Genomic DNA, 12,903 nt, shown 5'->3' on the forward strand with positions numbered 1-12,903 from the left:
GCCCAAAGGCCAAAGGGACAGCCTGAGATGACAGAGCGCCAGAAGGACCGTCCGTGGCTCATGCGGACGTACGCCGGCCACTCCACGGCCGAGGCGTCCAACGAGCTGTACCGCCGCAACCTCGCCAAGGGCCAGACCGGCCTGTCGGTCGCGTTCGACCTGCCGACGCAGACCGGCTACGACCCCGACCACATCCTCGCCCGCGGCGAGGTGGGCCGGGTCGGGGTCCCGGTCTCCCATCTGGGCGACATGCGACGGCTGTTCCAGGACATACCCCTGGAGCAGATGAACACCTCGATGACGATCAACGCCACCGCGATGTGGCTGCTGGCGCTCTACCAGGTGGCCGCCGAGGAGCAGGGCGCGGACATCTCCCAGCTCCAGGGCACCACCCAGAACGACATCGTCAAGGAGTACCTCTCGCGCGGGACGCACGTCTTCCCGCCGGGGCCGTCCCTGCGGCTGACGACGGACATGATCGCGTACACGGTCAACCACATCCCGAAGTGGAACCCGATCAACATCTGCAGCTACCACCTGCAGGAGGCCGGAGCCACCCCGGTCCAGGAGATCTCGTACGCCATGTCCACCGCGATCGCGGTGCTGGACTCGGTGCGTGACTCGGGCCAGGTCCCGCCGGAGCGCTTCGGCGAGGTGGTGGCCCGGATCTCCTTCTTCGTGAACGCGGGCGTCCGCTTCATCGAGGAGATGTGCAAGATGCGCGCCTTCGGTCGCATCTGGGACCAGGTCACGCGCGAGCGTTACGGCATCGAGGACGCCAAGCAGCGGCGCTTCCGGTACGGGGTCCAGGTCAACTCGCTCGGCCTGACCGAGGCGCAGCCGGAGAACAACGTCCAGCGCATCGTGCTGGAGATGCTGGCCGTCACCCTCTCCAAGGACGCCCGCGCCCGCGCCGTGCAGCTGCCCGCCTGGAACGAGGCGCTGGGCCTGCCCCGGCCCTGGGACCAGCAGTGGTCGCTGCGCATCCAGCAGGTCCTCGCCCTGGAGAGCGACCTGCTGGAGTACGAGGACATCTTCGCCGGGTCGCACGTGATCGAGGCCAAGGTGGAGTCCCTGGTGGCCGAGTCCCTGGCCGAGATCGACCGGATCCAGGAGATGGGCGGCGCGATGGCCGCAGTCGAGTCCGGGTACCTCAAGTCCCAGCTGGTCTCCTCGCACGCCGAGCGGCGCGCCCGGATCGAGGCCGGCGAGGACAAGATCGTCGGGGTGAACTGCTTCCAGCAGACCGAGGAGAACCCGCTCACCGCGGACCTGGACGGCGCCATCATGACGGTGGACGGGGCGGTGGAGGCGCAGATCGTCGAGCGCATCACCCGCTGGCGGGCCGAGCGGCAGGAGTCCTCGGACCGGCAGGGCGGCGGCGACCCGTTCGTCTACCCCACCGTGATGCAGGCCCTGGACCGGCTGAAGCAGGCCGCGGCGGGGACCGAGAACCTGATGGAGGCCACCCTGGAGTGCGCCCGGGCGGGCGTCACCACCGGCGAGTGGTCCAGCGCCCTGCGCGAGGTGTTCGGCGAGTTCCGGGCACCGACCGGGGTCTCCTCGGCTCCCGTGGCGGTGACGGCCGAGCCCGGCACGCCGATGGCGGAGGTCCGCGAGAAGGTCGCCCGTACGGCCGACGAGCTGGGCGCGGGCCGGCTGCGGCTGCTGGTCGGCAAGCCGGGTCTGGACGGGCACTCCAACGGGGCGGAGCAGATCGCCGTCCGGGCCCGCGACGCCGGCTTCGAGGTGGTCTACCAGGGCATCCGGCTGACGCCCGAGGAGATTTCCTCGGCGGCGCTGGCCGAGGACGTGCACTGCGTGGGACTGTCCATCCTGTCCGGATCGCACTGCGCACTCGTCCCGGACGTGCTGACGCGCCTGCGGGCGGCGGGGGCGGGTGACATCCCCGTCATCGTCGGGGGCATCATTCCGAACGCCGACGCCGTGACGCTGAAGGCGGCCGGTGTGGCCGCCGTCTTCACGCCCAAGGACTTCGGCATCACGGAGATCATCGGCCGTATCGTCGACGAGATCCGCAGAGCCAACAAGCTTCATCCCCTTGACAGCACCGACATCGTTGCAAGCACGGAGGTCCCCGCATGACCACGCCCCACCCGGTGAACCGCCTTCGCCCGCGTCGCTCCTGCCTCGCGGTACCGGGGTCGAACCCGCGCTTCCTGGAGAAGGCCCAGGGACTGCCGGCCGACCAGGTCTTCCTGGACCTCGAAGACGCCTGTGCCCCGCTCGCCAAGGAAGGCGCCCGCCACACCATCGTGGACGCGCTGAACAACGGCGACTGGACCGGCAAGACCCGCGTCGTGCGGGTCAACGACTGGACCACGCACTGGACCTACCGCGATGTCATCACGGTCGTCGAGGGCGCCGGCCAGAACCTCGACTGCATCATGCTGCCGAAGGTCCAGGACGCCCAGCAGATCGTGGCTCTGGACCTCCTGCTGACCCAGATCGAGAAGACGATGGGCTTCGAGGTCGGCAAGATCGGCATCGAGGCGCAGATCGAGAACGCCAAGGGCCTGGTGAACGTCGACGAGATCGCCGCCGCCTCGCCCCGGCTGGAGACCATCATCTTCGGCCCGGCCGACTTCATGGCGTCGATCAACATGAAGACGCTGGTCGTGGGCATGCAGCCGCCCGGCTACGGCGCGGACGCCTACCACTACATCCTGATGCGGATCCTGATGGCCGCTCGTACGCACAACCTCCAGGCCATCGACGGTCCCTTCCTCCAGATCCGCGACGTGGACGCGTACCGCGAGGTGGCCGGCCGGGCGGCGGCGCTGGGCTTCGACGGCAAGTGGGTACTGCACCCGGGTCAGGTCGACGCCGCCAACGAGGTGTTCTCGCCCTCGCAGGAGGACTACGACCACGCCGAGCTGATCCTCGACGCGTACGACTGGTGTACCTCCGAGGCCGGCGGCAAGAAGGGTTCGGCGATGCTCGGCGACGAGATGATCGACGAGGCCAGCCGCAAGATGGCCCTGGTCGTCGCGGGCAAGGGCCGCGCGGCGGGCATGCAGCGCACCAGCAAGTTCGAGACCCCCGTCAACTAGAAGGGCCGTAGGACCATGCAGTTCGGACGCACCTACGAAGAGTTCGAGGTCGGGGCGGTCTACAAGCACTGGCCCGGAAAGACGGTCACGGAGTACGACGACCATCTCTTCTGCCTGCTGACCATGAATCACCACCCGCTCCACATGGACAGCAATTACGCCGAGAACACGACAGATTTCGGCAAGAACGTGGTCGTAGGCAACTACATCTACTCCCTGCTGCTGGGCATGTCCGTACCGGACGTCTCCGGGAAGGCGATCGCCAACCTGGAGGTCGAGTCCCTGCGGCACGTGGCGCCGACCTTCCACGGCGACACGATCTACGGCGAGACCACGGTCCTCGACAAGACCCCGTCGAAGTCGAAGAACGACCGCGGCATCGTCCATGTCGAGACCAAGGGCTACAAGCAGGACGGCACCCTCGTCTGCGTCTTCCGGCGCAAGGTGATGGTCCCCACCGAGACGTACATCAAGGAGCGCGGCGGCGAGCAGCCCGGCCGGCCCACGCTGAAGGAACAGGGGAAGTAGCCATGGCCCGACTCGCCCAGACCGCCGGGCTCACGGACGTCCAGCGGGAGATCCTCAAGACCGTCCGCGAGTTCGTCGACAAGGAGATCATCCCGGTCGCCACCGAGCTGGAGCACCGCGACGAGTACCCGCAGGCGATCGTCGACGGGCTCAAGGAGCTCGGCCTGTTCGGTCTGATGATCCCGGAGGAGTACGGCGGCCTGGGTGAGTCGCTGCTCACCTACGCCCTGTGCGTCGAGGAGATAGCGCGGGGCTGGATGTCCGTCTCGGGCATCATCAACACCCACTTCATCGTGGCGTACATGCTCAAGCAGCACGGCACGCAGGAGCAGAAGGACCACTTCCTGCCGCGCATGGCGCTGGGCGAGGTGCGCGGCGCGTTCTCGATGTCGGAGCCGGCTCTCGGCTCGGACGTTTCGGCCATCACGTCCAAGGCGGTGAAGGACGGGGACGAGTACGTCCTGAACGGCCAGAAGATGTGGCTGACGAACGGTGGCACGTCCACCCTCGTGGCCGTCCTCGTACGAAGTGACGAAGGACACCCGGAGGGCACCGCGCCCCACAAGTCGATGACGACCTTCCTCGTCGAGAAGGAGCCGGGCTTCGGTGAGGTCCGTCCGGGCCTGACCATCCCCGGCAAGATCGACAAGATGGGCTACAAGGGCGTCGACACGACCGAGCTCATCATGGACGGACTACGCATTCCGGCCAATCGGGTGCTCGGCGGCGAGACCGGGCGAGGGTTTTACCAAATGATGGACGGGGTCGAGGTCGGCCGCGTCAACGTGGCCGCCCGTGGCTGCGGCGTCGCTCAGCGTGCCTTCGAGCTGGGTGTCTCGTATGCCCAGCAACGTCACACTTTCGGCAAGGCGATCGCCGAGCACCAGGCGATCCAGTTCAAGCTGGCCGAAATGGCTACCAAGGTCGAAGCCGCCCATGCGATGATGGTGAACGCGGCACGCAAAAAGGACTCTGGTGAACGAAACGACCTCGAAGCAGGGATGGCGAAGTACCTCGCCTCCGAGTACTGCAAGGAGGTCGTGGAGGACGCCTTCCGTATCCATGGCGGCTACGGGTTCTCGAAGGAGTACGAGATCGAGCGCCTCTACCGGGAGGCGCCGATGCTGCTGATCGGTGAAGGTACTGCCGAGATCCAGAAAATGATCATCGGGCGACGCCTGCTCGAGGAGTACCGGCTCCAGGGCTGAAAGTACCTTTTGCGGCGAATCGTCCATGGGTTCGCCGCAGAAGAGTCACCAGCAGTCACTGGCTGACGGCCATCGACTCGGCTTCTGGCTTGCCCAGTTGTTGCGCGCAACCGATAGCATTCCAGTAAAGCCGCCGTCCCGTCCCCCTGCTTGCGGCGCGGCAATCACCCGCTACGAAGGTCATCCATGCCCCACAGCCAAACCTCTGCACCTCGCGTCGGCCTCCTCGGTGGACGTCTCGCGCGCGGAGCATCGCCGTGGCTTCTGCCGACCGTCGCCACCGCGGCACTCAGCCTCGCCCGGGCCCGCAAGTCCGGACGCTGGGCCGCGGCGGCCGTGCCCGCCACCGCACTCGCGGCGGGCATGCTGTGGTTCTTCCGCGACCCCGAGCGCGAGATCGCTCAGGGCCGTGTCATCTCGCCCGCCGACGGTGTGGTGCAGAGCATCATGCCGTGGAAGGACGGACGGACCCGGGTCGCGATCTTCATGAGCCCGCTGAACGTCCACGTCAACCGCGCGCCCCTCGCGGGCACGGTGACGTCCGTGGAGCACATCCCCGGCGGATTCGTCCCGGCGTTCAACAAGGAGAGCGAGAACAACGAGCGCGTCGTCTGGCACTTCGACACCGAGCTCGGTGACATCGAGATGGTGCAGATCGCCGGTGCCGTCGCCCGCCGCATCGTCCCGTACCTGCCGGCCGGCACCAAGGTGGAGCAGGGCGAACGCATCGGTCTGATCCGCTTCGGCTCACGCGTCGACATCTACCTCCCCGAGGGCGTCGAGGTCGCGGTCGAGGTCGGTCAGACCACCACCGCGGGGGTGACCCGAATTGACCGTGACTGACCCTGAGACTCCTGCCGCCGGCTGGGTGCCCGAGTCCGCCGAGGCGGAGTCCGCCGAAGACGACATGCCGCTCTCGCTGCGGCTGTCGATAGCGGACACCCTCACCCTCGGCAACGCGACCTGCGGATTCATGGCGGTGTACTTCACCACCACCGGAATCCTCATCCCGCACCTCACCGGCAGTGGCGAGTCGGGCATGGCCCGCAACAGCGCCGCGACGGCAGTGATACTGATGCTGCTCGCCGCGGTCTTCGACCTCTTCGACGGCATCGTGGCCCGCAAGCTGCGCAGCTCACCGATGGGCGCCGAGCTGGACAACCTGTCCGACCTGATCAGCTTCGGCCTGGCTCCCGCGTACTTCGTGCTCGTCTACGGCATGGTCGCCGACGACGCGGTGCAGAAGATGTCGGCGCTGGCCGCGATCGTGGTGCTGCTGGCCGTGGTGCTCAGACTCGCGAGATTCAGCTGCGTGACCATGAAGGACGGCATGTTCCAGGGCATGCCGAGCCCCTTCGGCGCGCTGACGGTCGTCTCGATCGTGCTGCTGGAGCTGCCGTTCGTCCCGACGCTCCTCGCGATCATCGGGGTGGCCTGGCTGATGGTGAGCCGGGTCGAGTACCCCAAGCCGCGGGGTGTCCTCGCGGTGGCGATGCTCAGCTGGATCGTCGGTGCGATGGGTCTGCTGGCGGCGTGGGCCTTCGACGCGCCGGGCGGTCAGCTGCTGCTCCAGACGGGCTGCGCACTGCAGATCGCGCTGGCGGCGACCATTCCGCTGTTCGCGACGACCCGCAGGGCGAACACCTTCCGGCACAACCGCCGCGAAGCGCGCGCCACGCAGTCGTAGCGCGCGGCGCCTGTACGTGAGAGGGCCCCCGGATGCCATTGGGCATCCGGGGGCCCTCTCGTCGTTCGGCGGCCGTGCGGCCGGCTTCCCGGGGCTCAGCCGGTGGGAGTGAAGTTCTTCGCCGCCTCGGCGACCGAGGCCTCCTTGACGACCTTCAGGCCGCCCGGGGTCTGCTCGTCCGGCTTCATGATCACGCTCTGCCGGGTGGAGGGAGCCTTCGGATCCGAGAAGTCGTGTGCGATCCCGAAGCCGCTGTCGTAGGCCTTCAGACCCAGCAGTGCCTTGCCGACGCCGGCGCGGGTGAGGTCCTTGTCGGCGCAGGCCTTCTTCAGCGCCTCCCCGTAGACCGAGGCGGCGGTGAACCCGGCCACCACGCCGTTGTCCAGCCCGGCCCCCGGGTACTCCGCCTTGTAGGCCGCGGCGAGGGCCGCCGGACCGGGCTCGGTGGAGCCGATCGGCAGGGCCGACGCGGCGACGTAGTAGTCCTTCTGCAGCGCCGCGCCCGCCGGGGTGGCGAGCAGCTGGGGCGCGAAGGCCGAGTTGTTGCCGACCACGGGGACGTTCCAGCCGCCGGCCGCGGCGACCCCGACCAGCGAGGCCGCCTGCCTGGGTCCGGCGCTGATCACCACCGCCTTGGCCCCGGCCTGCTTGAGGGCCGCGACCTGCGCGGACATGTCGTTGTCGGTGGGCTTGATCTTCTGTTCGACGATGGTGAGCCCGGCCTGCCCGGCCGCGTGCTTGGCACCGGCGAGCGCGTTCTCGCCGTAGTCCCCTTCGAAGTACACGTGTCCGATCTTGTCGCCGGACGCGATGCGCTTCTGGTCGAGGAGGTAGCCGATCGCATTGACCGTCTCGATGTCGTACGTCGCCCCCACGGTGCGGATCGACGGGCTGCCCAGGAGCGAGGCGGACCAGGCCTGGGGGATGACCAGGCCCTTGTCCTGGCCGTCGATGCGGTCCTTGACCGCCGCGACGAACGGGGAGCCGATGAACTGGGCGAAGCCCAGCACCTTGGGCTCCAGCTCGGTGTAGGCGGCCAGCGCCTTCTGCGGGTCGTAGCCGTGGTCGCGGACCGTCAGCTCGAGCTGCCGGCCGCAGATGCCGCCGGCCGCGTTGGTCTGCTTGATCCACAGCTGCTGGGCCTGGGTGACGCTCTTGCCGAGCGAGGCGTAGACACCGGTCATGTCGGTGAGGGCGCCGAGCTGGATGGCGGTGGCGGTGACCCCTTCGCCGGTCTTGACACCGCCCTCGGCCTGCTCGTCCCCGGCGGCTCCGCCCGCCTTGCCGCTGCAGCCGGCGGCGCCGGTGAGGAGGAGCGCGGCCCCCAGGGCCGCCGCGGTCAGTCGTGCTCGCGTGCGCTGGTCGGTGCCGGGTCTCTTCACGCTGGCTCCTTCGGGGGACGTGCGGACGGGGAGGGTGCGATCCGGGCGAGACCGCCCGGGAGGAACAGGACGACCGCGACGACGGCCGCGCCGTAGAGGTAGCGGGACGCCTCCCCCGGGGAGACGCCGCCGGTGCCGGGGGCGGAGAGGAGCGGCAGGGCGTCGCTATAGCGGGTGAGCAGCTGGGGCAGCAGGGAGACGAAGGCGGCGCCGATGACGGCGCCGGCGACCGTGCCGAGGCCGCCGATCACGATCATGGCGAGGTATTCGAGGGACAGGATCATGCCGAAGTAGTCGGGCACGGTGCGCTGGAAGACGAGGGCGAGCAGGACCCCGGCCAGGCCCGCGTACATGGAGGACAGGACGAAGACGGCGGCGCGGTAGCGGGCCACGGGGACGCCCATGACTCCGGCGGCGATGTTGTGGTCCCGGATGGCGTTCAGGGCGCGGCCGGGACGCCCGCGCAGGATGCCGCGGGCGAAGAGGGCGCAGGCCAGGAGCGCGGCGAGGGCGACGTACCAGAGCTTCTCGGCGGACTGGAACGGGACGGCGGCGATCACGGTCTCGGTGTCGTCGAAGGTCATTCCGAGGAGGGAGAGCGGTTCGACGGCGCGGCCGTTGAAGCCGCCGGTGAGGGAGGTGGCGTTGAACAGGACGTGCTGGCCGATGAAGATCAGCGCGAGGGTGGCGATGCCGAGGTAGGCACCGCGCAGGCGGCCGGCGATGGGGCTGAAGAGCCCTCCGGCCGCTCCCGAGAGGGCGACGGCGAGGAGGGCGGCGAGCCAGCTGGGCAGGCCGAGTCCGACGAGCTCGTGGCTGCCGGAGCGCCCGCCGTCCCCGGCGAGCGCGCAGTACCCGTACGCGCCGACGGCGAGGAAGAAGGCGTGTCCCATGGACAGTTGGCCGGTGGCTCCGGTGAGCAGGTTGAGCCCGATGGCGCCGATCCCGGCGGCGATGGCGAAGAGCCCCGCCTGGAGCCAGAACCGGTCGAGGTAGAACGGCAGCGCGAGCAGGATCACGCCCCCGGCCGCCCAGAGGGCGTGGCGCAGCCGGAACCGGCCGGAGCGGTCGGAGCGGTCGGAGCGGCCGGAGCGGCCGGAGCGGCCCGCGGGGGAAGCGTCAGACACGGGCGAGCTCCTTCGTGCCGAAGAGTCCCGCCGGCCGCAGCAGCAGGACCACGACCATGACCAGGTACGGGGCGAGGTCGCCGATGCCGCGGCCGAGGAAGGTGAGCTGGCTCTGGTAACCGGTGGCCATGGCCTCGGTGACGCCCACGATCAGGCCGCCCGCCAGGGCTCCGGTGGTGGAGTCGAGGCCGCCGAGGATCGCGGCGGGGAAGGCCTTGAGGGCGGCGAGCGAGGTGGCCCGTTCCAGGCCCGGGGTGGGGAAGACGGTCAGGAAGAGCGCTGCCACCGCGGCCAGGGCTCCGGCGACCGCCCAGGCGGCCAGGGAGACCCGCCCGAGCCGTACGCCCATCAGCGCGGCGGTCTCCGGCTTCTCGGCGGCGGCCCGCATGGCCACGCCCCACGAGGTGTACCGGAAGGTGAGGAGGAACGCCGTGATCATCAGGGACGCGGCGACGAGGGCCGCGATGCGGGTCTGCGGCACGGTGACCGGCCCGAGGTGGACCACGGCCGCGCCCCACGGGTCGCCGAGCGCCAGTACGTCCGTACCGATGCGCCGGGTGAGGTCGGTGGTCAGCAGGATGTCCACGCCGATGGTGACGATGGCGAGCACGCTGTGGTCCTGGCCCCGGTAACGCCGCATCACCAGGAACTCGACCCCGGCCCCGACCACGGCGGCCGATGCGATGCCCACGGCCAGGGCGGGCCAGAAGCCGATGTCGTCGTGCAGGACGGCGGTGACGTACCCGCCGGCCAGCAGCAGCGAGGCGTGGGCGAAGTTGACGACCTCCGTGGCCTTGAAGATGACCACGAAGCCGAGGGCGATCAGCGCGTACACCGAGCCCATGGAGAGCCCGCCGAGCAGGAGTTCGAGGAAGGTGGTCACGCGTCCGGGTCCTCCTCGCCGAGATAGGCGCGTACGACCGCCGGGTCGTTCTGCACCTGGGCGGGGGTTCCGCCGCCGATCCGTTTTCCGAAGTCGAGTACGGTCACCGCGTCCGCGAGCCGCATCACCACCCCCATGTCGTGTTCGACCAGGACGATCGAGATGCCGAGGCCGTCCCGGACGCCCGCGACGACGGCGGCGGTGCGCCGCCGTTCGTCCGCGGTCATTCCGGCGACGGGTTCGTCGAGCAGGAGCAGCCGGGGCTCCATGCACAGGGCCCGGGCCAGCTCGACGAGTTTCTGTTTGCCGTACGGGAGCGAGCCCGCGGGAGCGGCGAGGTCGGCCTCCAGGCCGACGAAGGCCGCGATCTCGCGGACCCGTTCGCGGTGCCGGCGGTCCTCGCGGACGGCGGACGGCAGCCGCAGCCCGGTGGCGAGGAATCCGGACCGCATCAGCCGGTGGCGGCCGAGCAGCAGGCTGTCGGCGACCGTGGCGTGCGGGGGCAGTGCCAGGTTCTGGAAGGTGCGGGCGATACCGAGGGCGGCGACGGCGTGCGGGGCGAGGCCGGTGAGCTCGGTGGCGCCGAAGCGGACGCTGCCGGATGCCGCCCGGTAGACCCCGGAGAGCACGTTGAAGCAGGTGGACTTGCCGGCTCCGTTGGGGCCGATGACGGCATGCACGCTGCCCGGCTCGACGGTGAAGGAGACGGCGTCGAGGGCGGTGAGGCCGGCGAAGCGGACGGTGACGTCGGTGACGGCGAGGGGCGGGGGGCCGCCGGCCGGGTGCGGCGCCGTGGGGGCGCTCACGCCGACCACCTGCGCAGGGTGCGGGTCGGCTGGGAGGCGGTGGGGGCGGCCTCGTCCGTGATGCCGAGGTAGCGGCGGCGTACCTCGTCGGAGGCCGCCAGCTCGGCGGCCGGGCCCGACAGCGTGACCTCGCCGACCTCCAGGACGTACGCGTACGAGGCCAGCCGGAGCGCGAGGGCCGCGTTCTGCTCCACCAGCAGCACCGATGTGCCCGAGGCGTTGATCTCGGTGATCGTCTCGGCGATGGTCGCGGCCATCTTCGGGGCCAGGCCCAGCGAGGGCTCGTCCAGGAGCAGCAGCCGGGGCCGGGCCATCAGCGCCCGGCCCAGCGCCAGCATCTGCTGCTCGCCGCCCGACAGCAGGCCCGCGCGCTGGCGGGCCCGGCGGGCCAGCACGGGGAACAGTTCGTGGACGCGGGCGAGCGAGCGGACGATGTCGGCGCGGGAACCGGCCCGGGCGCCGAGCGCGCCGGCCCGGAGGTTGTCCGCGACGCTCATCCGGGCGAACACCTGTCGGCCCTCCGGCACCTGCACCACCCCGGCGGCGACCGCCCGGGCCGGGGCCGTCCCGTCGAGGGGCACGCCGTCGAAGCTGACGCTGCCCTCGGTGGCGGAGCCCCGGTGGAAGGCCAGCGTCCGGGACACCGCGCGCAGCAGGGTCGTCTTTCCGGCACCGTTCCCGCCGAGTACGACGACCACGGCGCCGGCCGGCACGTCGAGCGACACGGCGCGCAGGGCCCGTACCGGCCCGTAGCCGACGGACAGTGCGCGCACCTGAAGCGAGGCCACTTCCCCTCCCCCTGCTTGGCGTTGTGCTGGCGCACAGACCAGCACCACGGCGAGGCGGGCGTCCACGGCCGGAACCGGAATCGCTGCCGATGACCAGCCGGGGGTGGGGTGCGGTTGTGCAACGGCACAGACCTGCGGACGCGAACCCTTACGCCGGCGGGCCGCGGGTGACATCCTCTGCGGCCATGGGCGGACGCAGGGCGCGCACGGAAGCGGAGTGGTCGGTGCTGGTGACGGCGGCCGAGGTGCTGCTGGAGCGCGTCCCGGCGCTGACGGAGCAGCTGATCGGCGATCTGGCGAAGCATTCGGCGCTGTTCGACCTGGCGGTGCCGCGGGACGAGCACTGGCAGCAGATCAGCGAGGCGATGCGGTACGGCATCGAGGCGTTCGCCGCACGCCGGTCGGATCCGCGCAAGGATCTGGAGTACGCGCAGGAGCTGGGGCGGCGCCGGGCCGAACAGGGGCTGCCCCTGGACCTGCTGCTGTACGCGTACCGCCGCGCGGGGCGCCTCACCTGGGACGCGCTGCTGGACATCGTCACGGAGGAGGAGCCGGACGCCCTGCCGGTGCTGGCGCGGACGGCGGGCACGATGTGGGCCGGGATCGAGCAGCAGGCGGCCGCGACCGCCGAGGCGTACCGGGCGGGCGAGCTGGAGATGCGGCGGCGCAGCGACGAACGGGTGCAGGCGCTGCTGGACGCGCTGCTGGAGGGGGACGCGGCGCCGGGACTGGCGGCGCGGGCCGCTGCGGGCCTGGACCTGCCGGAGCAGGGGCGGTACGCGGTGGTCGTGCTCCCGGTGGACCGGCGGGACTCGGTGCACCGCGTGGCGTCGGTCGGCGGGATGCGGCTGTTCTGGCGGATGCGGGCGGAGCAGGAGCTGGCGGTGGTCGCCCTCGGGTCGTCCTCGCTGGACGAGCTGGTGGCGGAGCTGGCCGACCGCTGCCCCGGCCCCGGCGGGATCAGCCCGGTGGTGGACGGCCTCGCGGAGCTGGGCCGGGCCAGGCGTCTGGCGGAGACGGCCCTGGGCACGTGCACCGCCGACGACCGGGCGCTGGTCCGCCTCTCGGACCGGCTGCCGACCGCCCTGGTCGTACGTCAGCCCGAGCTCGCGGGGGAACTGGTGCAGGCGGTCCTGGGTCCCCTCCTGGACCTGGACCCGGCGGACCGGGCGATGCTGCTGGAGACCCTGGACGCCTGGCTCGCCGCGGAGGGCTCGGCGGGGCGGGCGGCGACCCGGCTGTACTGTCACCGCAACACGGTCTTCAACCGCCTGCGCCGCCTGGAGCACCTCACCTCCCGCTCCTTGTCACGGCCGCACGACCTGATCGCCCTGACACTGGCACGCGACGCGTTCCGCCTGGGCGGCGGGTCGGCGGGCGCCTGAGCCCTGTCCGGGGAGGGGAGGCGGGGGGGGGCCGC

12 protein-coding genes are annotated in these 12,903 nt (G+C 70.7%); 7 read left to right on the top strand and 5 right to left on the bottom strand.

Annotated features, from left to right (window positions below):
- Positions 1-27: 27 nt before the first annotated feature.
- The 6 genes from ABZX75_RS06395 to pssA all read left to right on the top strand — a co-directional run bounded on the left by ABZX75_RS06395 (position 28) and on the right by pssA (position 6,497).
- Positions 28-2,106, top strand: coding sequence for a protein meaA (locus ABZX75_RS06395; protein WP_355408437.1), 2,079 nt, complete (start codon positions 28-30; stop codon positions 2,104-2,106).
- Positions 2,103-3,074: a CoA ester lyase gene (locus ABZX75_RS06400; protein ID WP_355408439.1), complete on the top strand. Its 972-nt coding sequence runs from the start codon at positions 2,103-2,105 to the stop codon at positions 3,072-3,074. The genes ABZX75_RS06395 and ABZX75_RS06400 overlap by 4 nt, the downstream gene beginning before the upstream one ends.
- Positions 3,075-3,089: 15 nt before the next feature.
- Positions 3,090-3,602 carry a MaoC family dehydratase gene (locus tag ABZX75_RS06405; protein ID WP_355408441.1) on the top strand — a complete coding sequence of 171 codons (513 nt, stop codon included), beginning with the start codon at positions 3,090-3,092 and terminating at the stop codon, positions 3,600-3,602.
- Between the two features lie 2 nt (positions 3,603-3,604).
- Positions 3,605-4,810, top strand: a complete 1,206-nt coding sequence (locus ABZX75_RS06410) for an acyl-CoA dehydrogenase family protein (protein ID WP_355408443.1) — start codon at positions 3,605-3,607, stop codon at positions 4,808-4,810.
- Positions 4,811-4,996: 186 nt separating this feature from the next.
- Entirely contained in the window at positions 4,997-5,653 is a 657-nt protein-coding gene (locus ABZX75_RS06415) for a phosphatidylserine decarboxylase (RefSeq protein ID WP_355408445.1), read from the top strand.
- Positions 5,646-6,497, top strand: a complete 852-nt coding sequence (pssA, locus tag ABZX75_RS06420; RefSeq protein WP_355408447.1) for a CDP-diacylglycerol--serine O-phosphatidyltransferase — start codon at positions 5,646-5,648, stop codon at positions 6,495-6,497. Before ABZX75_RS06415 ends, pssA begins: the two co-directional genes overlap by 8 nt.
- Before the next feature lie 95 nt (positions 6,498-6,592).
- On the opposite strand, the gene ABZX75_RS06425 is transcribed toward pssA, so the two are convergent.
- From ABZX75_RS06425 to ABZX75_RS06445, 5 genes are all read right to left on the bottom strand, one after another.
- Positions 6,593-7,840, bottom strand: a complete 1,248-nt coding sequence (locus tag ABZX75_RS06425) for an ABC transporter substrate-binding protein (RefSeq protein ID WP_355408515.1) — start codon at positions 7,838-7,840, stop codon at positions 6,593-6,595.
- A 35-nt stretch (positions 7,841-7,875) separates the two neighbouring features.
- Complete coding sequence (locus ABZX75_RS06430) at positions 7,876-8,928, bottom strand: branched-chain amino acid ABC transporter permease (protein ID WP_355408516.1); 1,053 nt, start codon at positions 8,926-8,928, stop codon at positions 7,876-7,878.
- 70 nt (positions 8,929-8,998) lie between these two features.
- Entirely contained in the window at positions 8,999-9,889 is an 891-nt protein-coding gene (locus ABZX75_RS06435) for a branched-chain amino acid ABC transporter permease (RefSeq protein WP_355408449.1), read from the bottom strand.
- A complete protein-coding gene (locus ABZX75_RS06440) occupies positions 9,886-10,695 on the bottom strand; it encodes an ABC transporter ATP-binding protein (RefSeq protein ID WP_355408451.1) in 810 nt (269 codons plus the stop codon). The genes ABZX75_RS06435 and ABZX75_RS06440 overlap by 4 nt, the downstream gene beginning before the upstream one ends.
- Positions 10,692-11,483, bottom strand: coding sequence for an ABC transporter ATP-binding protein (locus ABZX75_RS06445; RefSeq protein WP_355408453.1), 792 nt, complete (start codon positions 11,481-11,483; stop codon positions 10,692-10,694). Before ABZX75_RS06445 ends, ABZX75_RS06440 begins: the two co-directional genes overlap by 4 nt.
- A gap of 185 nt (positions 11,484-11,668) precedes the next feature.
- Between ABZX75_RS06445 and ABZX75_RS06450 the strand changes: the two genes are divergently transcribed.
- Positions 11,669-12,868, top strand: coding sequence for a helix-turn-helix domain-containing protein (locus tag ABZX75_RS06450; protein ID WP_355408455.1), 1,200 nt, complete (start codon positions 11,669-11,671; stop codon positions 12,866-12,868).
- The last annotated feature ends 35 nt before the right edge of the window (positions 12,869-12,903 follow it).

The sequence above is a fragment of the Streptomyces sp. NPDC003038 genome (genome assembly GCF_040611115.1).
Classification (GTDB): Bacteria; Actinomycetota; Actinomycetes; order Streptomycetales; family Streptomycetaceae; genus Streptomyces.

Excerpts from the sequence above, each read along its gene's own strand:
- ABZX75_RS06415 (WP_355408445.1), top strand. The coding sequence starts at position 4,997 with ATGCCCCACAGCCAAACCTCTGCACCTCGCGTCGGCCTCCTCGGTGGA.
- ABZX75_RS06450 (WP_355408455.1), top strand. The coding sequence starts at position 11,669 with ATGGGCGGACGCAGGGCGCGCACGGAAGCGGAGTGGTCGGTGCTGGTG.
- ABZX75_RS06400 (WP_355408439.1), top strand. The coding sequence starts at position 2,103 with ATGACCACGCCCCACCCGGTGAACCGCCTTCGCCCGCGTCGCTCCTGC.
- ABZX75_RS06410 (WP_355408443.1), top strand. The coding sequence starts at position 3,605 with ATGGCCCGACTCGCCCAGACCGCCGGGCTCACGGACGTCCAGCGGGAG.
- ABZX75_RS06405 (WP_355408441.1), top strand. The coding sequence starts at position 3,090 with ATGCAGTTCGGACGCACCTACGAAGAGTTCGAGGTCGGGGCGGTCTAC.
- ABZX75_RS06395 (WP_355408437.1), top strand. The coding sequence starts at position 28 with ATGACAGAGCGCCAGAAGGACCGTCCGTGGCTCATGCGGACGTACGCC.